Below are 22,857 nucleotides of genomic sequence, written 5' to 3'. Positions count from 1 at the left end.
AAACACCCATGTTGCATATCTTCTGTCCTCATTGCGGCGAGTTGCGCTCCGAAGAAGAATTTCACGCCAGCGGCCAGGCGCACATTCCGCGCCCGCTCGACCCCAACGCCTGCACCGACAAGGAGTGGGGCGACTATATGTTCTTTCGCGATAACCCACGCGGCCTGCACCACGAGCTGTGGAACCACGTCGCCGGTTGCCGCCAGTTCTTTAACGCTACGCGCAACACCGTGACCTACGAAATTCTGGAAACCTACCTGATTGGTAGCAAACCGCAGTTCACCGAACAGGCCGCGCCGGTTGCGCCTGCAGCCACCCGCGAGCTGGGAGAAAAGGTATGAGCCAGACCCATCGCTTGCCTAACGGCGGCCGTGTTGATCGCAGCAAAGTGCTGACCTTTACCTTCAACGGCCAACAGTACAAAGGCTATGAAGGCGACAGCCTGGCGGCCGCATTGCTGGCCAATGGTGTCGACATCATCGGTCGCAGTTTCAAGTACTCCCGGCCTCGGGGCATTTATGCCGCTGGCGCCGAAGAGCCCAACGCGGTGCTGCAAATCGGCGCCACCGAAGCCACGCAAATCCCCAACGTGCGCGCCACGCAACAGGCGCTGTATCAAGGGTTGGTGGCCACCAGCACCAACGGCTGGCCCAACGTCAACACCGACATGATGGGCATTTTGGGCAAGGTCGGCGGCAAGCTGATGCCGCCGGGTTTTTACTACAAAACCTTTATGTACCCGCAGTCGTTCTGGATGACCTACGAGAAGTACATCCGCAAGGCGGCAGGCTTGGGCCGTTCGCCTACGCAGAATGACCCCGATACCTACGACAACCTGAACCACCACTGCGACGTGCTGATTGTCGGCGCCGGGCCTGCCGGATTGGCGGCTGCCCTGGCGGCTGCACGCAGCGGTGCACGGGTGATTGTCGCCGATGAGCAGGAAGAGTTTGGCGGCAGCCTGCTGGACAGCCGCGAAAGCCTGGACGGCAAACCGGCCATGGAATGGGTGGCGAAGGTGATCGCTGAACTCAAGAGCCTGCCGGACGTGCTGTTGCTGCCGCGGGCGACGGTCAACGGTTATCACGACCACAACTTTTTGACCATTCACGAGCGCCTCACCGACCACCTGGGCGACCGTGCGCCGATTGGCCAGGTGCGCCAACGTCTGCACCGGGTCCGGGCCAAGCGCGTGGTGCTGGCCACGGGCGCCTGCGAACGCCCGCTGGTGTACGGCAACAACGACGTGCCGGGCAACATGCTGGCCGGCGCGGTGTCGACCTACGTGCGCCGCTACGGCGTGGCGCCGGGTAAAAAATTGCTGCTGAGCACCAACAACGATTACGCCTACCGCGTCGCGCTGGACTGGCTCGATGCCGGCCAACAGGTGGTCGCGGTGGCCGATGCACGGAGCAATCCGCGGGGCGCGCTGGTTGAAGAAGCGCGGGCCAAAGGCATTCGGATCTTGACCGGCAGTGCGGTGATCGAAGCCCGTGGCAGCAAGCGCGTGACCGGCGCCCGTGTGGCGGCCATTGACCTTAAAACCCACAGCGTCACCAGCCCCGGCGAATGGCTGGTGTGTGACCTGGTGGCGACGTCGGGCGGTTACAGCCCGGTGGTGCACCTGGCCTCGCACTTGGGCGGCAAGCCGATCTGGCGCGAAGACATCCTGGGGTTTGTACCCGGCGAAGCACCGCAAAAGCGCGTGTGCGTCGGCGGCATTAATGGCGTGTACGGGTTGGGTGACAGCCTGGCCGATGGCTTTGAAGGCGGCGTGCGCGCTGCCAGCGAAGCCGGGTTTAAAGCGGTCGAGGGCGTGTTGCCCAAAGCCTTGAACCAAGTGCAGGAAGCCACCGTGGCGCTGTTTCAGGTGCCCCACGAAAAAGCCACGGCGCGGGCTCCCAAACAATTTGTCGACCTGCAAAACGACGTGACGGCGGCCGCGATTGAGCTGGCCACCCGCGAAGGCTTTGAGTCGGTTGAGCACGTTAAACGCTACACCGCGCTGGGCTTTGGTACCGACCAGGGCAAGCTGGGCAACGTTAACGGTCTGGCCATTGCTGCGCGTTCGTTGAACGTGACCATCGCGCAGATGGGCACCACTATGTTCCGCCCCAACTACACGCCAGTGACGTTCGGCGCGGTGGCGGGTCGCCATTGCGGGCACATTTTTGAGCCGGTGCGTTACACCGCGTTGCAGGCCTGGCACGTGAAACAGGGCGCCGAGTTTGAAGACGTCGGCCAGTGGAAACGCCCGTGGTACTTCCCGCGTCATGGCGAAGACCTGCACGCTGCGGTTAAACGCGAGTGCCAGGCGGTGCGTGACAGCGTCGGTATTCTGGACGCCTCGACCCTGGGCAAAATCGACATTCAAGGCCCTGATGCGCGGGAGTTTTTAAACCGCATCTACACCAACGCCTGGACCAAGCTGGATGTGGGCAAGGCGCGTTACGGGCTGATGTGCAAAGAAGACGGCATGGTCTTCGACGACGGTGTGACGGCGTGTCTGGCCGACAACCATTTCGTCATGACTACCACCACCGGCGGTGCCGCCCGCGTGCTGCAATGGCTGGAAATCTATCAACAGACGGAATGGCCGGAACTCAAGGTGTACTTCACCTCGGTCACCGACCATTACGCCACGCTGACCTTGAGCGGCCCCAACAGCCGCAAGCTGCTGAGCGAAGTGACCGACATTGATCTGGACCGCGATGCGTTCCCGTTCATGACCTGGAAAGAAGGCCTGGTGGCGGGCGTGCCGGCGCGGGTGTTCCGTATTTCGTTTACCGGCGAGCTGTCGTACGAGGTCAACATCCAGGCTGACTACGCCATGGGCGTGCTGGAAAAAATCGCCGAGGCGGGCAAGCAGTACAACCTGACCCCGTACGGCACCGAGACCATGCACGTGCTGCGCGCCGAGAAGGGTTTCATCATCGTTGGCCAGGACACCGACGGCTCCATGACCCCGGACGACCTCAACATGGGCTGGTGCGTGGGCCGCACCAAACCGTTCTCGTGGATCGGCTGGCGCGGCATGAACCGCGAAGACTGTGTGCGTGACCAGCGCAAACAGTTGGTGGGCCTCAAGCCGGTCGACCCGAATAAATGGCTGCCGGAAGGCGCGCAACTGGTGTTCGACCCTAAACAGACCATCCCGATGACCATGGTTGGCCATGTGACCTCCAGTTATGCGCACAACTCGCTGGGGTATTCGTTTGCCATGGGCGTGGTCAAGGGTGGCCTCAAGCGCCTCGGCGAGCGGGTGTTCTCACCCCAGGCGGATGGCAGCGTGATCGAGGCTGAAATTGTGTCTTCGGTGTTCTTCGACCCGAAAGGCGACCGGCAGAATATTTGAGTGGGTGATCTCATGACGACCGCAAACGTATACCAACAACGCCCGGACTCGGGCGCTAAAGCCGAGTCATCGCTGCATCACGCCCACCTGGCCAAGTTGATCGGCAAGGGCCGTAAAAACCCTGGCGTGACCGTGCGCGAGAAAAAACTGCTGGGCCACCTGACCTTGCGCGGTGACGCCAAAGACCCGGCCTTTGCCGAAGGCGTGCACAAGGCGCTGGGCCTGGAGTTGCCGGTGGCCTTGAGCCTGGTGGCCAAGGGCGACAGCTCGCTGCAATGGATGGGCCCGGATGAATGGCTGCTCATCGTCCCCGGCGGTCAGGAATACGCCGTGGAACAAGCCCTGCGCGCCGCGTTGGCGGGGCGGCATATTTCGGTGGTCAACGTCAGTGGCGGGCAGCAACTGCTGGAGCTGAGCGGGCCGAACGTGCGCAACGTGCTGATGAAGTCGACGAGCTACGACGTGCACCCCGACAACTTCCCGGTGGGCAAGGCGGTGGGCACCGTGTTTGCCAAGTCGCAGCTGGTGATCCGGCACACGGGCGAAGACACCTGGGAGCTGCTGATACGCCGCAGTTTCTCGGATTACTGGTGGCTGTGGCTGCAGGATGCAGCGGCGGAATATGGGCTGAATGTTGAGGCCTGAGGCATAACGCACACCGTGTAGGAGCAGCCGGTCGACGCTCGATTGCCTCGCGATCTTTTGATCTTTAAAAGCTCGCGAGACAAGCTCGCTCCTACAGGGGTCTATAACAAGGAATTGCACCATGAGCCGCGCCCCTGACACCTGGATCCTCACGGCCGATTGCCCCAGCCTGCTGGGCACCGTCGACGCCGTGACCCGTTATCTGTTTGAACACCGTTGCTACGTCACCGAACACCATTCCTTTGATGATCAGCGTTCGGGGCGATTTTTTATTCGCGTTGAATTCCGCCAGCCCGAGGGCTTTAACGAGAACGCCTTTCGCGAAGGGCTGGCTGAGCGGGGCAAGGCCTTTGGCATGACCTTTGAACTGACCCCGCCGCACTACCGCCCCAAAGTGCTGATCATGGTCTCCAAGGCGGACCACTGCCTGAACGACTTGCTGTATCGCCAACGCATCGGCCAATTGTCGATGGACGTTGTAGCGGTGGTGTCCAACCACCCCGACCTTGAGCCGCTGGCGCAATGGCACGGCATCCCTTATCACCACTTCGCCCTCGACCCGGCCAACAAGCCCGCGCAAGAGGCCCGCGTGTGGCAAGTGATCGAGGACACCGGCGCCGAGCTGGTGATTCTTGCCCGCTACATGCAAGTACTGTCACCCGAGCTGTGCCGCAAACTCGACGGCAAGGCCATCAACATTCACCATTCGTTGCTCCCCGGTTTTAAAGGCGCCAAGCCGTATCACCAGGCCTACGAGAAAGGCGTGAAACTGGTGGGCGCCACCGCGCACTACATCAATAACGACCTGGACGAAGGCCCGATCATCGCCCAGGGCGTGGAGGTAGTTGATCACAGCCACTACCCCGAAGACTTGATCGCCAAGGGCCGCGACATCGAAGCCCAGACCCTGGCGCGGGGCGTGGGTTATCACCTTGAACGGCGCGTTTTCCTAAATGGAGGTCGTACGGTGGTGCTATGACGGCAACGGCAAGCTCTAAGCTGCAAGCGACACGTTAAAACTGCTTCACCTCCAACAACAAGGGTGAATACGATGGCTGACAATCGCGGTGTGGTGTACCTGGGCAATGGCCAGGTTGAAGTGCAGAACATTCCTTTTCCCAAGATGCAAAACCCACAAGGCAAGCCGATCCATCACGGGGTGATCCTGCGGGTGGTGTCGACCAATATTTGCGGGTCTGACCAGCACATGGTGCGCGGTCGCACCACGGCGCAAGTGGGGCTGGTGCTGGGCCACGAGATCACCGGCGAGGTGATCGAAGCCGGGCGTGACGTTGAGCATTTGAAAGTCGGTGACCTGGTGTCGGTGCCGTTTAACGTGGCGTGCGGGCGTTGCCGCAGTTGCAAAGAGCAAAACACCGGCGTGTGCCTGACCGTCAACCCGGCCCGTCCCGGCGGTGCGTATGGCTATGTGGACATGGGTGATTGGGTGGGCGGCCAGGCGGAATATGTGCTGGTGCCGTATGCCGATTTCAACTTGCTCAAACTGCCGAACCGCGACGCCGCCATGGAGAAAATCCGCGATCTGACCTGCCTCTCCGACATCTTGCCCACCGGCTACCACGGCGCGGTCACCGCGGGCGTTGGCCCCGGCAGCACGGTGTACATCGCCGGTGCTGGCCCGGTGGGCCTGGCCGCGGCGGCGTCGGCGCGCCTGCTGGGCGCGGCGGTGGTGATTGTCGGTGACGTTAACCCGATCCGTCTGGCGCACGCCAAGGCGCAGGGCTTTGAAATTGCCGACCTGTCCAAAGACACCCCGCTGCATGAACAAATCGCCGAGTTGCTGGGCGAGCCGGAAGTCGACTGCGCGGTCGATGCCGTGGGCTTTGAAGCCCGTGGCCACGGCCATGACGGCGTCAAGCACGAAGCCCCGGCCACGGTGCTCAACTCACTGATGGGCGTGGTGCGGGTGGCGGGCAAAATCGGCATTCCGGGCCTGTACGTCACCGAAGACCCGGGCGCTGTCGATGCGGCCGCCAAAATGGGCAGCCTGAGCATCCGCTTTGGTTTGGGCTGGGCCAAATCCCATACCTTCCACACCGGGCAAACCCCGGTCATGAAATACAACCGCCAACTGATGCAGGCGATCATGTGGGATCGCATCAAAATTGCTGACATTGTGGGCGTAGAGGTGATCAGTTTGAATGACGCCCCGCGTGGGTATGGCGAGTTTGATGCCGGTGTGCCGAAGAAGTTTGTGATTGATCCGCATACGTTGTTTAGTGCGTAGCGACGTGTAAGCGGTAGCTGTTTTATCAGCTACCGCTCACGGTTGTAATACCTAAGTGGTCAAAGCAGGTTGTTTGGTTTTATAGCAAGTCGTCAGTTAATTATTTCAGAGACGAATAGAATCTCTGTTTATTGTCAGTGTATCCAGGCCCTCTTTAAATTTTGATGACAAGCCTGTTGAGTCTGAGAAGGTGGGGAGTGCATCGTCCCGGCCGTATGCTGGCGCTAAGCCTAGACGGTCTTGAATGGCATATTGTTGTTGGGTTAATTTGTCTTTAGCCGCTTTAAAACCATCGGTAAGAAAAGCAACTTCCGCCACTGTTTGCTTTGACGTCGAGGGTGTAACACTCGCTAAAGCTTTCACTCCGCGATCATGCCAATGGCTCATTTTATTCAAAGCTTGTGTGTTGATGGCGAGATCATTCACGAGGGTATCACGCGTTACAGGAGCACTCGCTATCGGGGTGTTTAGGGTAGGAGCGTTAGCTTTTATTTCACTCAGGCTCGGCGCTGAGGGCGTGTAAGCTTCCTTGGCTTTAGATGGAGAAGAGGGCGTTGCACTCGGCTTGAACTTGGACTTGGGTGTTCTCATGGGGTTTAACCGTTTTATTCCTTTCCATAGACTCCTTGCAAACTTGAACCAATGCCCTGATGGGTCTTGCATCATGATGGGGTCTGGACAATACGCATAAGCATTGATGCCACCTCGGCCAAACGGACTCCAACTGTCGGGGCTATTAAAACGCATTAATACCGGATTGAACGCCCGATAACCTTGGCCCAATAAATAATGCCCGGTTACCGCCTCAGGCCTTTGACCATTAAACCCCCACAGACCGAACATGCCGTGGTCGGGGTGATGACCAAAGGGTGTAAAAGCCAGTGGTGTCGAGCTTCCGTCGGGGCTAATGCCATTGACGACAGATGTTTGCTGATCGGTTACCAATAACGTGGTGACGTGGCCGGATTGTTGTAACGCCAATGGTTGTGAGTTGACTTCAAAAAAACGGTTTTTACGTTCGCCTTCAATTTCAGTGTCGATACGATTTCTGTTGTAAAAACGCTGAATGCTGTCGGTGGCTGACAGGCGGTTCAACGGGTCGTAGTGATAGGTGTTGGCCACTTTTTTGCTTGTTTTACTCATACGATACTCCCGGAAAAAATGTGGACGAACGTTTAGCTTCCCCCGGTAGCAGCACACTGTATAGCTAGCAGAACAGCTAGGTTGTGAATCAGCTCAGCTGGGTATTGAGGTGATCAGCTTTAATGACACTTTGCGTGGGTATGGCGAGTTTGATGCCGGTGTGCCGAAGAAGTTTGTGATTGATCCGCATACGTTGTTTTCTTGAGATAAAAGTTTGAAGTACGTCAGCCCTTCATTAACAGCGGAGGGTTGATGTACGACTTTAATAGTCGCAAGTTAACATCTGGTCAGGTGGTACGGGATGTAGTCGTAAAGGCTGGGTATATATACCCAGCAAGTACGAGTGTTTTTGTAACTTTAGTACTGTCTTAGGTTATTAATTTCTTCGGTCAAAGCTTCCGAGTAACTGGGCAGTCCGTCATTACCTGTAACCGTCTTATACGAAAAAGGCGGAACTTTTTGAGCGGTCTTAAGTGCACGTCTCCGGAGCCGTATTTCACGACGTTCAAGAGCTCTTTGTTGAAATTCGGTTAGAGTTTCAGTGCGAGCTTTATTTGAGATGTCCTCTATTTTATAGACTTTATCCATCAGTTTTTGGTTAAGCTCTTCTCGGAGTTTTTCTTGTTGCCTTTGTGCAACGTTGTCATACATGTTTTTAGCTTCAGGCTCGTATATGGCATTTCGAGGAGTCTCTGACTGTGCAGCGCTAGGCTTCGGGCGCTGGATGTTGGCAGGTCTTCTAAGGCGTTTAGGCACTCTCCCAAATATATTTTTCAAGCCCTTCCATATGTTGGGTATGTGGCCTGTTGGGTCAACTTTGTTCGCCGGGTCATTATCACAATACGCATACGCATTAATCCCTCCCTCCCCAAACGGGCTCCAACTGTCCGGGCTGTTAAAACGCATCAACACCGGATTAAACGCCCGATACCCTTGGCCCAATAAATAATGCCCCGTCAGCGGTTCTGGCCGTTCGCCGTTAAACCCGGCTCCATTGAGTGAGTTGCCAATGGGGTGATGGCCAAAGGGCGAGTAAGTCTGCGCGTGCAGGGCACCCTCAGGGCTAACGCCATTGAGCACAGAGGTTTGCTGATCGGTCGCCAATAAGGTGGTGCCGGGCAGGCTGCCATGCTGCTGCAATGCGAGGGGTTGTGAGTCGGTCTCAAAAAACCGGCTTTTACGTTCGCCCTCAACCTCAGTGGCGATGCGGGTGTCGTTGTAAAAACGTTGAATGCTGTTGCTGGTTGCCAGCCGGTCCAATGGATCGTACAGGTAGGTGCTGGCGACGGTTTTGCGCTGTTTGCTCATGCTGAACTCCCGGGAAAAGCGCGGACGAAGGTTTAGCTTCTCCCTGGAGTTGCACGCTGTATAGCTAGCAGAACTGCTAGGTCGTGAGCGTTTAGACCTGCAAGCGCTGGCCCAGTACGTCGAGCAGGTCACAGCCGTCGCGCAGCAAAATGGCGCAAGGCTGGGTGATGTGTTTGAGGTCTACGCCGTCGGCGGCGCTCAGGTCTAAACGGTTGAGGCTTTCGAACAGTTGGGTCACGGCCAGAATGCGCGCCGCCGCATTGGCATGCAGCACGTCAGGCGGGCTTTGGCGGTCAATCAGCAAGCTGGGGATCAGGCAGTCTATTGCGGTCAGCGGGATGTATTGGTTCATGGCTTAGTCTCGTTGAAGTAAATGAGACTGCCGCCTACCTGTCGCCAAACAAATAGGTGGCAGCTGCACGCGGGTTGGCGAACCGGCAACGAGACACCCGGCAGACCCGAAGGTCTCCCGCGCACAGCTGCCATAGAGCAACTCTGCGGGTACGGATCATCCTGCAAAAAACAGACGTTCCGCACTCATTGATCGGGTCGCCAAACCCGGTCGCCATTGGGACGACCGGCGGACTATAAGCCCCTGACTCCAACCCGTGCAAACCTAAAACCTTGTAGGAGCGAGCTTGCTCGCGATCTTTTGAGGGTTAAAAGACAACCAGCACAACCACTGCCGCCACCACCACACAGGCGATAGCGACAAGGTTCAGCCCGCTCAACAACGGTCGCTTGGCCGCCTCTTGAGGTTCAATGCGCGCCACAATCGCTTGCCACACACGGTCGGGCACCGGGTCCTGACCCACGGAGTCGGTCAGGCGGGCGAGGCTGGTTTGCCAGGCGGCGAGCTCTTCGCGCAGCCCGGCGTCATCGACCAGCAGTTGTTCAAAGCGTTTGCTGGCGGCAGGCGGCATCAGCCCGATGGCGTAATCGCCTGCCAGGGCACGGCGCAGGGTGGGGGTTTGATAATTCATGCTTCAAGGCCTCCACGCAGCCGTTCCATGCCCCGGCGCAGCCAGACTTTGACCGAACCCAGTGGCGCAGCCAATTGCTCGGCTAATTCTTTGGCGTTGCGGCCCTGAAAATAAGCGGTGGTGATGGTTTGACGCTGCATGCCATCCAGTTGCTCAAGGCAAGACGGCTGTTGCAGGGCGCCCTCGGGCAGCTCGCGGTGTCTGCGCAATTGCTCGATCGCCTGGTCGTGGGTGATGGCGATCATCCAGGCCACAGGGGCTGACAAATGGGGGTCGTATTGCGCGGCGTTTTGCCAGATGCGCACGAAGCTTTCTTGCACCACGTGTTCGGCCAGATCACGCTGGCTGATGCACTGCAAGGCCACGTTTTGCAGACGGGGGGCGACGCTACGATACAGCGTTTCAAAGGCTCGGCGGTTGCCCAGTGCACATTGGGCCAACAGCTTTTTGAGGTACTCGGCGTCGGAGATTAAGATGACCGTTCTCCCATTTATCAAGGGATGGCAATGTGCCATTTACGTGGAAAGATTAGTCCAAAATTCGTGGCTGTTCCATGCATTGGCCGATCATTTTTTTCTGATGTGCCGACTTGATTTTTGGCGGTTTTATCATCCTGTGTTGATAAGGGCCGGCCCGCTGTAGAGCGATGCCCGCGCCGTTCCTGTTTTCAATTAAGATTGCGCCCTGTTTGCTGAATGCTGGCTGTAGGGAACATCCGCAGCGGTGTTGAGTCTGAGTATTAGTTTTGCTGCTCCTGGGTGGGCAGCTTTTTGGTTGAAGAGGTCGATGCGATGAAAAAGTTGAGCGCAGTAGCACTGGCAACATTGATGAGCGTAGCGGTCACCCCGGTGTTTGCAGCAGGGTTTGACCTGGGCGCGGCAACCCAGCTCTTGGGCCAGGTACAAGGTGGCAACAGCGCCAGCTCTGACAAGTCGGTGCAGGCCTTGCAACTGCTGACCAAAGCCCAGCAGATGGGCGTCAAGCCTGAGCAAGCAGCAGGTGGCGTGGGGGCGATGTTGAGCCTGGCAAAAAACCAGCTGACGGCCAATGATTACGCAGCCTTGACCCAGCAAGTGCCGGGCATTAACAAGGTCACCGGCGCCGGTGCCCTGACTCAACTGAGCCAGTTCAGCGCGAAAAACCCGCAGCTTCAGGCCTTGGTGGGCCAGATCAACCCGGTCAGCAATGATGCCAAAGTGGCGGTCAGCAACGTGACCAACCAGTCGCAATTGAACAGCGCGTTCCAGGCGCTGGGCATGAAAAGCAGCATGGTCCAGGAATTCGCCCCTGTGATCACTCAGTACCTGGGCCAGCAAGGGGTTGCCAGCCCGCTGCTGACCACCCTGGGTACGCTGTGGGGCATCTAAGGATTAGCCGCGTTCAGCCCGCAATGTGCTGATGCGCTGGTCTTTCTTGATCCAGAGCTGGTTGACCCAGCTCTGGATCTGCTCGCGAAACACCGGATCGTTCTCGTAATCACCCTGACACAGGGCCGGATCCAGTTCGCGGGTCTGGATATCAACAATCACTTTGGGCACTTGCCCACTGATCAACGCCCAAAAACCCGGAATCTTTGCCTGTGGATACACCACGGTGACGTCGAGCACGGCGTCCAGCTGTGGGCCCATTGCCGCCAGCACAAACGCCACGCCGCCTGCCTTGGGTTTGAGCAGGTAGGTGTAGGGCGATTGTTGTTGGGCGCGTTTGGCCGGGGTAAAGCGGGTGCCTTCCAGGTAATTGACGACCGTTACCGGCTGGCGCTTGAACAGCTCGCAGGCGGCTTGGGTAATTTTGAGGTCTTGGCCCTTTAACTCAGGGTGTTTGGCCAAAAAGGCCTTGGAATAGCGCTTCATGAAGGGGTAGTCGAGCGCCCACCAGGCCAGGCCCAGAAACGGCACCCAGATCAGTTCTTTTTTAAGGAAGAACTTGAAGAACGGCGTGCGGCGGTTCAAGCCTTGCATCAACGCCGGGATATCGACCCACGATTGGTGGTTGCTGATCACCAGGTACGAGGTGGTGCGGCTGAGGTTCTCTGCACCGCGAATGTCCCAGCGGGTGGGCAGGCACAGGGCGAAAATGCGTTTGTCGATCTCGGACCAGGTTTCGGCGATCCACATCACGGCCCACGAGTTGTAATCGCGCAGCCGACCCGGTGAAATCAGCTTGAGCAGCGCGAACAGCATGAGCGGGCCGAACAGAATGAGGGTGTTGCACAGCAACAGCAGTGTGACCAAACAGCCGGTGAGCAGGCGGCGCATAAGTAACTCTTGAACATTTAAGGACCCGCCATGATAAGCAGCGTGTTGCAGAACGCCAAATCAGAGTGCTAACAAATGTTTCGAGCGCTATAGGCTATTTTCCTCTGTGGGAGCGGGCTTGCTCGCGATAGCATCATCACGTTGTTTCAGGCGGACCGGGTTGCCTGAATCGCGAGCAAGCCCGCTCCCACATGAACCAACGGTAAATAAAGGGTCTAACCCGCACCCCTAAAAGGAAATGACCGCCATGAAGTCTGTTTTAGCCTTGCTGTCTGTATTGGCGTTGCCGGTGATGGCCGCCGAACCGACCCTGTACGGGCGTTATGAGTACATCAAACTGCCGGAAATCGGTGAGACGCTGAAGGCCAAGATGGACACTGGCGCCTTGACGGCGTCGCTGTCGGCCAAAAACATTCAGACTTTTACCCGGGACGGTGAAGAGTGGGTGCGTTTCCAGCTGGCCACCCCGGACGCGGGCAGCAAGGTGTATGAGCACAAAGTGTCACGCATCAGCACAATCAAAAACCGCGCTGATGAAGACGAAGACAAAGATGAAGTCAACGTGGCCAAGCGCCCGGTGGTGGATCTGGACATGTGCCTGGGCAATGTCAAACGCACCGTAGAGGTCAACCTCACCGACCGCAGCAACTTCAACTACCCGCTGTTGATCGGGGCCAAAGCGCTGCGTGAGTTCGGCGCGGCAGTGAACCCGGCGCGACGCTATACGGCGGATCAGCCGGGGTGTTGAGGGTGTTTTAAGGCTCTCTGATTTTTGTACGGATCGCCAGAGTAGGATTGCTCCTTTGTCGTAACTGGTTTGTGCTGGGCTGAGAGAGTGAGTGAGCGCTTGCAGACAGCAAGTTGGAGGCTTTCGGTTGGTCTGTAACAGGCGTTTTGTGGGGCGCGGGCGAGGGCGAGGGGGGGATGATTGGAGTTGCTCTGACGAAATGCCCCTGCTCATTTAGCCTTAATGGATACCCTACCATTTCCTCTGCTTGGCTGATTGTGCGAGTGAGGAAGACGTCTTTTTTTCTTTCAAGGGCAATTAACCCTGATATTTCAACCACCTCAACCAAGTCTGGATTCCCGGCAACGGCTTTCAACTGGTGGGTTTGACTGAAGGGTCGCGCTGGTAAGGGCACCGTATCTACAAGGCCGAGGGCCTTGAGTAATTTTGATGCGCCAAAGATATGCCCGGACGGATCTATACGATTCACTGGCTCCCCCCTGCAATACGCGTACGCATTAAACCCGCCTTTCCCAAACGGGCTCCAACTGTCTGGGCTGTTAAAGCGCATCAATACCGGGTTAAACGCCCGGTAGCCGTTGCCCAGCAAGTAATGCCCGGTGAACGGGTCTGGTCGTTCGCCATTAAAGCCGTGGACCCGATGTGTACCGGCTGCGAGAGATGAGGCCCCATACGGCGTATAAGCGACTGATTCGCGATTGCTGAGGTGCAGAGTCGACAACGTCGAGCGTTTATCGTCCCCGGCGACCAGCGCTGTTGTTAATGTATCGTCCAGTTGTACTCGATAGGCCAACACGGCCTCTTCGCACTCGACTATTTGAGTGGCAACAGCGCCTTTGATTTCAGTCGCTACACGCTGACCACAATAAAACAGCTGAGTGTCTGTGCCCCCCGATAAGCCACTTTTTACATGGCGGTCCAGCGGGTCGTAGACGTAGTGGTGCAGCAGCACTTTCTTTTTTGCAGACATGGTCTTAACCCTTTACCACTTCCTCTATGAAGCCATTAGAGATAGCGGGTTAACACCATGAGCGGTACTGACAGAACGGCTAGGTTTGTGTGCCGTTGGTCGCCAAGCCATTGGGGAGCGCACGGGTCAGCGCTTGAGCAGCCCGCGCACGCTGATCCACACCGGGATGCCCAGGCCGATCCAGCTCAGGGTGTCCCACACGCCTTCGCCCAGCAGGGCCGCGAACAAACCTGTGGCGCTGACGATGCCAATCGCCAGCGGCACGCTAAAGACTTTCCAGAAGTTGGACTGGCGCGGCTTCATCGGGCGCTCTCCTTGCTGGCCTTGCGCCGTACCCACCACAAATACAGTCCGCTGCCGAGCACAATAAGGGTCAGCACATCGAGGGCCGCCCAGAGTATTTTCATCGGCATGCCGCCGTAGTCACCGAAGTGCAGGGGCTGGGACATGCCCATGGCGTTCATGTACCAGGGGCGGTCGCCGACGGCGGTGACGTCCAGAGTACTGGCGTCGATCAACACCGGTGTCAGCAGGTGTGAGGTGAGGTGGGTGCTGCCTTTCATGAAGACGGCGTAGTGGTGTTCGCTGGAGAAGCGCGTGCCGGGGAAGGCGATAAAGTCCGGTTGCATGCCGGGCGCGGCCTGGTTGGCGATCTCCAGCAGGTGAGTGGCCGGGGCGTGCCGGGTGAGGGGCGGGGCATTGCGGTAGGGTTCAACCATGGCGCTGAGGCTGTCGTTGCGCCAGGCGTCGATGATCAGGTCGGCGCACGCGCTGATCACCCCGGTCACGCCCACCACCAAGGCCCAGGTCAGGGTCACCACGCCGATCAGGTTGTGCAGGTCGAGCCAGCGCAGGCGGCGGGATTTGTCGGTGCGCACGCTGGCAAATTCATTGCGCCGCATAAACGGCAGGTACAGCACGGTGCCAGAGATGATCGCCAGCACAAACAGGGTGCCCATAAAGGCCAACAGCAGCTTGCCGGGCAGGCCCGCGAACATGTCCACGTGCAGGCGCAGCATGACCATCATGAAGCCGCCATTGGCCGACGGTACGTCAATGGGCTGACCGGTGCGGGTGTCGAGCATAAAGGTGTGGGACGAGTTGGGCTCGGTGCCTGCGGTGGCGGCCATGATGGCGTAGACCGCGTTGGGCTCGTCTTCTTCCCAGCCGAAATACTGCATGACCTCACCGGGCCGATGCGCCTCGGCGGCCTGCACCAGTTGCTGCAAATCGAGCTGTGGCGTGCCTTCGGGCAGCGTCTGGACTTGCGGCGCATTGCCCAGCAGGTGATCGATTTCATGGCTGAAAATCAACGGCAAACCGGTGAGCGCCAGCATCAGCAAAAAGGCAGTGCAGATCAGGCTGGTCCAGGTGTGGATAAAGGACCAGCGGCGAATGGTTTTGCTTTTCATGAAGGTCCCAAATGTAAAAACACCCTTGTCCCTGTAGGAGCGAGCTTGCCTCGCGATCTTTTAACGATCAAAAGATCGCGAGCAAGCTCGCTCCTACAGGGGAAGGGGTTTTAGAACTCCAGTTGCGCCGAGAATTGAACGGCGCGCGGGTCGCCCAGGTAGTAGCTGTTGAGCCAGTATTCTTTGTTGGTCAAGTTGCTGACATTCAGGCGCAGGGTCAGGTCGTTGTCAGACACCTTCATACGGTAACGCGCCCCGGCATCAAATGTGGTGAAAGCGGGCAAGTGGTAGTCGTTGGCTTCATCGGTGTATTGCTTGCCGGTGTAAAACGCGCCGCCGGTCAAGGCCAGGCCCGGTACCGGGTTGATGTCATATTCGGCATACACCTTGGCCAGTTGTTTGGCGACGTTGGTCGGGGCATTGCCGTCGTTGGCTTTAACACTGCTGTCTTTGATTTTCGGATCGAGCAGGGTGAAACCACCGATTACCGTCAGCTCAGGCGTGACCTTGCCGGTGACGCTGAACTCCAGGCCGTTGTTGACCTGTTTGCCATCCTCGGAATACACCCGAAACTGATTGATGTAGCCATTGGGCTTTTCGATGTTGAAAAGGGCCAGCGTCAGCAGGGTTTCACCCACGGTTGCTTTGGCGCCCACTTCGTATTGCTTGCTCACTTGCGGGGCGAACATTTCGCCATAGTTGATCGCCGTGTTCGGTGCCGTGCCCCCCGCTTGCAGCCCCTCAATGTAGGTGGCGTAAGTGGTCAGCCAAGGCAGCGGCTTGTAGATCAGCGAGATGTTGGGCGAGGTTTTGCTCTGGTTGTAGCGGGTTTCTGTTTCTGGTGTGCCAAACGCCTTGGCGTAGACAAACTCATTGGCGTAGGTCTTGATCTGGGTGCGGGTCACGCCAAGGATGCTGGACCATTGGTCGTTGAAGGTGATGACGTCACCGATCAGAAAGTTATTGGACTCGGTTTTACTCGCCAGACGCTGGTCACCATGGCCGATTGAATAGCCGGGTTTGTCGTATTGCTGGCTGTCACCGATGGGCAAGCCACCGCCACTCATGTCCGTGTATTGCGGGCCGGGAAACGGGATGTGGTCTTCATATTGGCGGATGCGCGAGACATTGCCCTGATAACCCACGGTCATCTTGTGGCCAATGTTGCCGGTCTGAAACGCCGAATCGAGGAACAGATAGCCCGATGTTTCTGAGTGATCGATGGGGGCAAACGCATACAGCGGCTGGGTGTAAACCCCGGGGCTGTAAACCGTCGGGCCGGTGTAGGTGTTTTCTTCGGTGTACTTTTGCGCTGCCACTGCGCCGCGCAGGCTAAACGTGTCGTTCAGGCGCCACTTGCCGCGTACACCTGCCTTGTCGGTTTCGTTGTCCGAGAAGGCCCATTTCTGGCTGTACAGTTTGTCGTTGTCCAACTGCGAAGCCCGAGGCCGATAGGCCTGGTCACCGAAGAACCAGTAACTGGTCAGCCCGCGGTTCTCAGTTTTCTTGTGCGAGGCATCGAACTGCAGTTGCAGGTCATCGTTGACGTTCCAGTCCAGCGCAAAGCTGATCATCTGGCGGCGACGTTTCTGCATGTCAATGGCGGTTTCGCCGTCTTGGGTCAGCAGATTCAAGCGGTAGGCAAATTTGCCTTCGTCGTCGAGTTTTCCACCGAAGTCGCCATGCAGGTAATAGTTTTCACCTCCGGCATTGCCCACGGTGACACTGCGGTAGGTGTCATAGGTGGGGCGCTTGAGCACGTAGTTGGCCAAGCCGCCGGGCGATGCCGGGCCGTACAGGAAGCCGGTCAGGCCGGTGATGATTTCCAGTTGCTCGGTGTCTTCCAGAAAGTTGCCCGCATCGGCGCCCGTGGTAAAGCGCAGGCCGTCGTTGGCAATGTTGAGGCTGCCCGCGCCGCTGAAACCGCGAATGTTGACGGCGCTGGCATAACCGGCCCCGGTGGGCGAATACATCTGCGTGAAGGGGTTGCGTTTGAAGACATCGTCCAGGGACGTTGCCTGGGTATTTTTGAGCAGCGCCTGCGATGTGACGCTCATGGAATAGGGCGTGTCCTGCAGTTTCATCCCTCCCAAAGCGCCGACATTGCTGACGTTTTCGCTGACGTAACCCGCCGCTTCTGACCCTTCAGGCACTGCCTGGCCATTGATGTTGACGTCACCCAGGGTCAGGGCGCCTTCGACCACCGGCACCAGGGTGTAGGTCTGTGCGCCGCTCTGTTGCAACTGCAACCCCGTCCCCCGCAATGCTTCACGCAGCGCCGTGGTGGGTTCGAACGCGCCCTGCACAGGTGCCGAGGTTTTGCCGGCCAGCAGCGCAGGGTTGATGGCCAGGGTCAGGTTGGCCTGGCTGGCGATCTGGTTGAGGGTCGCGGCCAACGGCCCGGCGGGCAGGTTGTAGCTGCGCGAGGCGGTGTTTTGCTCGGCGGCGATTAACGAGGTGCTGGCCAGCGGTGTGCCGAGGGCAATGGCCAGGGTCAACAGGCTGGGGCGCAAAAACGTATCGAAGGTGCGGGACATTCGGCGGATTCCTGAATGGAAACGGTTCTCAATGACTAGAAGCCGAACGAGCAGCGAAAAGTGATAGGGCTAATTGAAAATAATCTGCATTTATTTTTCTGGCGCCGGGGCGACAGTGATCCACCACGGGGTGAGCTGTTTGACCTGGACCGGCAGAATCGGCGGCAGGGCATTGAGCGCCAGCTCGAGGTTATCCAGCGGGAAGCTGCCGGTAATGCGCAGGTCGGCCACGCGCGGGTCAACGCCCAGATGCCCACGGTGGTAGCGATTGAGTTCGCCGACCATGTCGGCCAGGCGCACGTTGTCGAGCACCAGCATGCCGCGTGTCCAGGCATCGGCCCCGGCGGTGACGGTGAGCATCTGGCCTAGAGAGTCGCGGTGCATGAGCACTTGCTGGCCTGCGCTGAAGATGACGTCCTCAAGGCTGTTTTCGGGGTGCGCCGCCACGCGTGATTGCAGCACGCTCAGGCGCGTACCGTCGTCTTCGCGCTTGACCATAAACCGTGTGCCCAAGGCCCGCAGGGTGCCGTCGCGGGTTTGCACGATAAAGGGTCGCGGGTCGCCGTGGCCGGTCTGCACCATGATCTCGCCGGCTTGCAGGATGATGCGCCGGGTGTCGCCATCAAACTGCACATCCACCGCGCTGTGGGTGTTGAGATTGATCACCGTGCCATCGGCCAGTTGCAACTGGCGTTGCTCGCCGGTGGCGGTGCGTTGGTCGGCCATCCAGTAATCCAGCGGCAGGTAGTTTTTGCCCGCGAACAGGGCCAGCCCGCACACCAGCGCAATGCTCGCCAGGCCGCTGCCGAGTTTGCGCACTCGTTGCTGCACCCCGCTGCGGGCATTACGCAAGGCGTTGCGTGCGGCCAGGCTGGTGCTGCTGAAGCGGTGGTCGAGCATGCCCAGTTGTTGCCAGGCGCGGGCGTGCTCTTCGCTGGCGGCGTACCACTTGTCGAATTCGGCCTGTTGCACCGGGCTGCCATTGCCGCAGTCCAGGCACAGTTGCCAGGCAATGGCCGCGTCGAGCACGCGGGCCGACACGGGTTTGGAACTGATCGCGCTCACGTGGGTTCGCCATACAGCGCGATGTAGCACTGGCGCATGCCTTGGGCCAGGTACTGACGCACACGCGGCACCGACACGCCCAGGCGTTGCGCGATGTCGGCATGGGGCAGGCCATCGAGGCGGCTGTACAGGAACGCCGCACGGGCCTTGCTCGACAGCTTGCCAAGCAGGCGGTCGATGGCTTTGAGGTCTTCGAGGATCAGGTGCTGCTCTTCGGGCGAGGGCTGCTCGGCCTCGGGCAGCAACGTCAGTTCGTTGAGGTACGCCTGCTCCAGGGCGGCGCGGCGAAAGTAGTCAAACAGCAGGCCCTTGGCGATGGCCGCGAGAAACGCCCGGGGCTCACGCGGGGCGCTGAGTTCGCTGCGGCCCAGCAGGCGCACGAAGGTGTCCTGGCTCAAGTCCTCGGCGCGCTGCGGGCACGCCACATTACGTCGTAACCACGCCAGCAGCCAAACGCGATGGTCGCGGTAAAGCGAGCCAACCAGTTCGTGCTGAGGGTTTTGGAGTGAGGACAACGGCTGCACCGAGGGCAAGTTTTAACTAACGATAATTATTCGCGATTGTGTCAGAGGGGAACGGACGGCGCAATTGACGCTCATCGGATGGGTTTTGATCGCGGGCAGCCCTCGCCCTCACCCCAACCCTCTCCCGGAGGGAGAGGGAGCCGATGTCAGTCCCCTCTCCCTCCGGGAGAGGGCTAGGGTGAGGGCGCTCTTAAAAGCTGTGAATGATCTTGCGCCGTTGCCACTGGTTGAGGCGCTGTTGCAGGGCCTGGGGGCTGTCGATGCCTTGGGCGCGGGCGCGGCTGAACAGGATGAGCGCCAGCTCCGCGGTGGCCAGGGCGTCGGCGCTGGCGTTGTGGCGGTCTTCGACATACAGGTTGAAGTGCTTGATCCAGTGATCCAGCCCAGCCTCGCGGCCCTGATGCTGCGTGCAGAGCATGGGCGCCAGGGCTGCCACGTCCATAAAGGCATGTTGCAAGCGGTAACCCAGGCTGTCTTTGAGCGCGCGGGTGAGCATGTGCTGGTCGAACGGGGCGTGAAAGGCCAGCAGCGGGCTGTCACCGACAAACGTCATAAAGTCCAGCAGGGCGTCAGCCGGGTCGCTGCCGGCGGCAATCGCACTGGGCCCCAAGCCATGCAGCAAGACGCTGGGGCTCAGCGGGTTGTCGGTGCGCAACAAGGTCCGCTCAAAGGTTTGGCTGAAGTCGATGGCGCCGTCTTCAATGACCATCGCGCCAATCGATAACACTTGGTCGCGATTGAGGTTCAGGCCGCTGGTTTCCAGATCCACCACCACCCAGCGCTGCGCCCTCAGCGCGTGGTCGCCCAGCCCGGCAGACTCGGGCAGGCGCAACAGGCGTTGCTGCTGGGCAAGGCTTAAGGTCGGGGCTTTGCGCGGCAGCAGCCAGGAAAACAACTTCATAGCTGATACCGCAGGGCCAGGCTGCTTTGCAGGCGCTGCGCCTGACGCAGGGCTTCACGCAGGATGCGCCGGTCCAGCTGGTTCAACTGATCGGGGTCGACGCGATTGGAGTACGGGCGGTTTTGCCGGGTCTGCAACTGATGCTGTTGCATGCGGGTCTGCTGAATAAAGTGATACGCCTCTTCGTAGGCCGCGCCGTCCAGCGGTTCGATCACGCCCAGGGTGGTGAGCTGGCGCAGGCGTTCAAGGGTGTTGATGGCCTCTACACCATGGGCCAGCGCCAACAGGCGGGCACCGTCAACGAACGGGCCGAGGCCCTGCACCTTGAGGTCGAGGGTGGCTTTGTCGCCGCCTTTGCGCTCCAGCACAAACTCGCGAAAACGCCCCACGGGCGGGCGATGACGCAGGGCGTTGTCGGCCATCATGCGCTGGAACAAACGGTTATCGGCGACTTGGGTGAGGATGGTGCGGCGCAGGTGCTGGCAACCCTGTTCGTCGCCCCACACGGCGCGCAGGTCGAAGTAGATGCTGGAGGCCAACAGGTTTTGCGGGGTGGCCTCGCGAATAAATGCGCTGAAGCGCCGGGCCCATTCGGCGCGGGACAAACACAGCTCGGGGTTGCCGGCCATGATGTTGCCTTTGCACAGGGTGAAGCCGCAGGCCGCCAGGTGCTGGTTGATCTGCTGTGCAATGGGCAACAAACGCTGGCGAATCTCGGCGGCTTCGGCGGCGTCTTTGGCCTCGAACAAGATGCCGTTGTCCTGGTCGGTGTGCAGGGTTTGTTCGCGTCGGCCTTCGCTGCCGAAACACAGCCAGGTGAACGGCACGCCGGGGTCGCCACGCTCGGCCAGCACCAACTCGATCACGCGGCACACGGTGTGGTCGTTGAGCAGGGTGATGATGTGGGTGATTTGGGTCGATGAAGCGCCGTGGGCCAGCATGCGCTCTACCAACTGGCTGATTTCACCGCGCAGGTTGATCAGGGTGTCCAGTCGTGGCGCATGGCGGATGGTGCGGGCCAGGTGCACCAGATCGACCCGTTGCAGTGAGAACAAGTCGCGCTCGGAGACCACGCCGCACAGGCGCTGTTCCTTGACCAGACACACGTGGGCGATGTGCCGTTCGGTCATGGCAATGGCAGCGTCGAAGGCGCTGTGGTCGGGTGACAGGTAAAACGGCCCGGCGGTCATGTGCGCGTCGATGGCCTGATCAAAATCTTCAATGCCATTGGCCACCACCTGACGCAAATCGCGCAGGGTGAAGATTCCGAGCGGCGCTTTGTGTTCGTTAACGATCACGATGCTGCCCACTTGTTGCTCATGCATCAGGCGCACGGCTTCGCGCAGGGCGGTCTGCGGGCTGCAGGTAACCGGGTGGCGCATGGCCAATTCGCCCAGGCGGGTATTAAGCGAATATTGGGTGCCCAGGGTTTCGACGGCCTTTTGCTGCACTTGCCGGTTGACCTTGTCGAGCAGGCTGCTGACCCCGCGCAAGGCGAAATCGCGGAACTCTTCGGACAGGGCAAACACTTTGATAAACGCGGCTTTGTTCAGTTGCAGGCAGAAGGTGTCTTCAGCGGCCAAGTGTTCTGTGCGGGTGGCCCGCTCACCCAGCAGGGCGGCGAGGGGGAAACACTCGCCAGCGGTGATTTCAAAGGTGGTTTCGACCACGCTGGCGCCCTGGTGCGTGCGCTCGCCGATGACGCGACCTTGTTTGACGATATAGAAATGCTCGACCGGGCCGTCTTCGGGCCGAATGATGCTGTCACCGGGGCCATAGAAGCGCAGTTGGCACTGTTCAACCAGAAAGGCCAGGTGAGTGTTTTCCATTTGGTTAAAGGGTGGGAACCGCTGCAAGAACTGCATGGTGCCGTGGATGTTTTGCAACACCGCCGTTCGACCTGCCTGGAGAAACGCATCCGATTTGCTCATTACCGATACCGCATGATTAGCCGTTGTTGTTATGACGGGGCGTGGCCCCTGTTGGCCTTCATGCTCGGTTGTCTGCACGCGGGTGCCCATTGGACGTAAGTCTAGGAAACCTGTCTGGTGGCTGTGTTTTTCGACAACGTGCGGGCTTTTTACATTTTTCAGACCGGCCCTACTTGGAAATAGGCTTGGCTAGGTGCACATTGATCGCAGTGCGGGATAACTGACTGAACCGCTTGGTTTTTAACCGGGGGGCAGTTTTCGAGACGGGTATGAGCGAACACGACATTCTGACCGACGCCGAACGTGAACTCTTGAGCGAGGTGATGCAAGCCCCTGCTCCGGCAGAGCAGTGCGTGTTGATCGTCGAAGATGACCCGCTTGCCCGTGAGTTGCTGGCAGAGCTGCTGTCGCTGCACGGCATTGAGTGCGCAACCGCCAGTAATGGCACGCAGGCGCTGGCACTGCTGGATTCAGCCTTGCCGATTGGCCTGATGTTGACCGATTTGCGCATGGAGCCCCACGACGGTTTGCACCTGATCCGCCAGGTGCGCGAATCGGAACGCGCTGAACTGCCGATCATCATCATGTCGGGGGATGCAGAGGTACGGGACGCGATTGAAGCGATGCACTTGAACGTGCTCGACTTTCTGCTCAAGCCCATCGACCCGCCCAAGCTGCTGGACCTGATCAAAAAAGAACTGAATCTGGATCTCGACCCGGACTGTGATTGCGACCCGGAACCGGACCTGTAGGAGCGAGCTTGTCTCGCGATCTTTTGATCTTCTAAAAGATCGCGCGCCAAGCTCGCTCCGACAGGATTACGAGGTTT

At 59.0% G+C, this 22,857-nt stretch carries 21 protein-coding genes and 2 pseudogenes; 9 read left to right on the top strand and 14 right to left on the bottom strand.

All coding sequences use genetic code 11. The features are described from left to right. The first annotated feature begins 8 nt into the window (after window positions 1–8). From QMX84_RS17430 to fdhA, 5 genes are all read left to right on the top strand, one after another. Entirely contained in the window at window positions 9–341 is a 333-nt protein-coding gene (locus tag QMX84_RS17430; protein WP_048372327.1) for a sarcosine oxidase subunit delta, read from the top strand. Beyond that, entirely contained in the window at window positions 338–3,355 is a 3,018-nt protein-coding gene (locus QMX84_RS17425; RefSeq protein WP_282364389.1) for a sarcosine oxidase subunit alpha, read from the top strand. Before QMX84_RS17430 ends, QMX84_RS17425 begins: the two co-directional genes overlap by 4 nt. Window positions 3,356–3,367: 12 nt before the next feature. Continuing rightward, window positions 3,368–4,000 carry a sarcosine oxidase subunit gamma family protein gene (gene soxG / locus QMX84_RS17420; RefSeq protein ID WP_262123552.1) on the top strand — a complete coding sequence of 211 codons (633 nt, stop codon included), beginning with the start codon at window positions 3,368–3,370 and terminating at the stop codon, window positions 3,998–4,000. A gap of 121 nt (window positions 4,001–4,121) precedes the next feature. Continuing rightward, window positions 4,122–4,979, top strand: a complete 858-nt coding sequence (purU, locus tag QMX84_RS17415; protein ID WP_282364388.1) for a formyltetrahydrofolate deformylase — start codon at window positions 4,122–4,124, stop codon at window positions 4,977–4,979. A gap of 72 nt (window positions 4,980–5,051) precedes the next feature. Beyond that, a complete protein-coding gene (gene fdhA, locus QMX84_RS17410) occupies window positions 5,052–6,248 on the top strand; it encodes a formaldehyde dehydrogenase, glutathione-independent (RefSeq protein WP_262123550.1) in 1,197 nt (398 codons plus the stop codon). A 105-nt stretch (window positions 6,249–6,353) separates the two neighbouring features. Here the strand turns inward: fdhA and QMX84_RS17405 are convergent, their stop codons facing one another. After that, on the bottom strand, window positions 6,354–7,391 hold the full coding sequence (locus QMX84_RS17405) for an RHS repeat-associated core domain-containing protein (RefSeq protein ID WP_262123549.1): 1,038 nt from the start codon (window positions 7,389–7,391) through the stop codon (window positions 6,354–6,356). Between the two features lie 97 nt (window positions 7,392–7,488). On the opposite strand from QMX84_RS17405, the pseudogene QMX84_RS17400 reads away from it, so the two are divergent. Further along, window positions 7,489–7,596 (top strand): annotated as a pseudogene (locus tag QMX84_RS17400) (glutathione-independent formaldehyde dehydrogenase); the annotation flags it as partial. A gap of 152 nt (window positions 7,597–7,748) precedes the next feature. Here QMX84_RS17400 and QMX84_RS17395 read toward each other — a convergent pair. The 4 genes and pseudogenes from QMX84_RS17395 to QMX84_RS17380 all read right to left on the bottom strand — a co-directional run bounded on the left by QMX84_RS17395 (window position 7,749) and on the right by QMX84_RS17380 (window position 10,197). Continuing rightward, the gene (locus QMX84_RS17395; RefSeq protein ID WP_262123548.1) at window positions 7,749–8,699 is read right to left on the bottom strand and encodes an RHS repeat-associated core domain-containing protein; all 951 of its coding nucleotides are present in this window, start codon (window positions 8,697–8,699) and stop codon (window positions 7,749–7,751) included. 91 nt (window positions 8,700–8,790) lie between these two features. Then, window positions 8,791–9,051: a hypothetical protein gene (locus QMX84_RS17390; RefSeq protein ID WP_019409796.1), complete on the bottom strand. Its 261-nt coding sequence runs from the start codon at window positions 9,049–9,051 to the stop codon at window positions 8,791–8,793. A gap of 400 nt (window positions 9,052–9,451) precedes the next feature. Further along, a pseudogene (locus QMX84_RS17385) lies at window positions 9,452–9,682 on the bottom strand (anti-sigma factor); the annotation flags it as partial. Continuing rightward, on the bottom strand, window positions 9,679–10,197 hold the full coding sequence (locus tag QMX84_RS17380) for a sigma factor (RefSeq protein WP_262123547.1): 519 nt from the start codon (window positions 10,195–10,197) through the stop codon (window positions 9,679–9,681). The pseudogene QMX84_RS17385 and the gene QMX84_RS17380, both read right to left, overlap by 4 nt. Before the next feature lie 276 nt (window positions 10,198–10,473). Between QMX84_RS17380 and QMX84_RS17375 the strand changes: the two genes are divergently transcribed. Next, entirely contained in the window at window positions 10,474–11,049 is a 576-nt protein-coding gene (locus tag QMX84_RS17375; RefSeq protein WP_048372375.1) for a DUF2780 domain-containing protein, read from the top strand. 3 nt (window positions 11,050–11,052) lie between these two features. Here the strand turns inward: QMX84_RS17375 and QMX84_RS17370 are convergent, their stop codons facing one another. Then, the gene (locus tag QMX84_RS17370) at window positions 11,053–11,940 is read right to left on the bottom strand and encodes an acyltransferase (RefSeq protein ID WP_262123545.1); all 888 of its coding nucleotides are present in this window, start codon (window positions 11,938–11,940) and stop codon (window positions 11,053–11,055) included. A 247-nt stretch (window positions 11,941–12,187) separates the two neighbouring features. Between QMX84_RS17370 and QMX84_RS17365 the strand changes: the two genes are divergently transcribed. Beyond that, complete coding sequence (locus tag QMX84_RS17365; RefSeq protein WP_282364387.1) at window positions 12,188–12,688, top strand: ATP-dependent zinc protease; 501 nt, start codon at window positions 12,188–12,190, stop codon at window positions 12,686–12,688. A 7-nt stretch (window positions 12,689–12,695) separates the two neighbouring features. On the opposite strand, the gene QMX84_RS17360 is transcribed toward QMX84_RS17365, so the two are convergent. The 8 genes from QMX84_RS17360 to QMX84_RS17325 all read right to left on the bottom strand — a co-directional run bounded on the left by QMX84_RS17360 (window position 12,696) and on the right by QMX84_RS17325 (window position 22,028). After that, window positions 12,696–13,658: an RHS repeat-associated core domain-containing protein gene (locus tag QMX84_RS17360; RefSeq protein ID WP_282364386.1), complete on the bottom strand. Its 963-nt coding sequence runs from the start codon at window positions 13,656–13,658 to the stop codon at window positions 12,696–12,698. 126 nt (window positions 13,659–13,784) lie between these two features. Continuing rightward, a complete protein-coding gene (locus QMX84_RS17355) occupies window positions 13,785–13,961 on the bottom strand; it encodes a hypothetical protein (RefSeq protein WP_262123542.1) in 177 nt (58 codons plus the stop codon). After that, a complete protein-coding gene (locus tag QMX84_RS17350) occupies window positions 13,958–15,070 on the bottom strand; it encodes a PepSY-associated TM helix domain-containing protein (RefSeq protein WP_282364385.1) in 1,113 nt (370 codons plus the stop codon). Before QMX84_RS17350 ends, QMX84_RS17355 begins: the two co-directional genes overlap by 4 nt. Before the next feature lie 110 nt (window positions 15,071–15,180). Next, window positions 15,181–17,607 (bottom strand): TonB-dependent receptor, encoded by a 2,427-nt coding sequence (locus tag QMX84_RS17345; RefSeq protein WP_262123540.1) that lies wholly within the window; start codon window positions 17,605–17,607, stop codon window positions 15,181–15,183. Window positions 17,608–17,697: 90 nt separating this feature from the next. After that, complete coding sequence (locus tag QMX84_RS17340; protein ID WP_282364384.1) at window positions 17,698–18,672, bottom strand: FecR family protein; 975 nt, start codon at window positions 18,670–18,672, stop codon at window positions 17,698–17,700. After that, the gene (locus tag QMX84_RS17335; protein ID WP_048372373.1) at window positions 18,669–19,187 is read right to left on the bottom strand and encodes an RNA polymerase sigma factor; all 519 of its coding nucleotides are present in this window, start codon (window positions 19,185–19,187) and stop codon (window positions 18,669–18,671) included. Before QMX84_RS17335 ends, QMX84_RS17340 begins: the two co-directional genes overlap by 4 nt. Before the next feature lie 199 nt (window positions 19,188–19,386). Beyond that, complete coding sequence (locus tag QMX84_RS17330; protein WP_282364383.1) at window positions 19,387–20,097, bottom strand: 3'-5' exonuclease; 711 nt, start codon at window positions 20,095–20,097, stop codon at window positions 19,387–19,389. Next, window positions 20,094–22,028 carry a putative nucleotidyltransferase substrate binding domain-containing protein gene (locus QMX84_RS17325; RefSeq protein WP_282364382.1) on the bottom strand — a complete coding sequence of 645 codons (1,935 nt, stop codon included), beginning with the start codon at window positions 22,026–22,028 and terminating at the stop codon, window positions 20,094–20,096. Before QMX84_RS17325 ends, QMX84_RS17330 begins: the two co-directional genes overlap by 4 nt. Window positions 22,029–22,297: 269 nt before the next feature. On the opposite strand from QMX84_RS17325, the gene QMX84_RS17320 reads away from it, so the two are divergent. Further along, entirely contained in the window at window positions 22,298–22,780 is a 483-nt protein-coding gene (locus QMX84_RS17320; protein WP_278938535.1) for a response regulator, read from the top strand. Window positions 22,781–22,857: the final 77 nt, after the last annotated feature.

This window comes from Pseudomonas sp. PS01297, from assembly GCF_029959305.1.
Taxonomy (GTDB): domain Bacteria; phylum Pseudomonadota; class Gammaproteobacteria; order Pseudomonadales; family Pseudomonadaceae; genus Aquipseudomonas; species Aquipseudomonas helleri.
The sequence above is the reverse complement of the archived record's forward strand: the minus strand, read 5'-3'. Positions and strand labels throughout refer to the sequence as shown.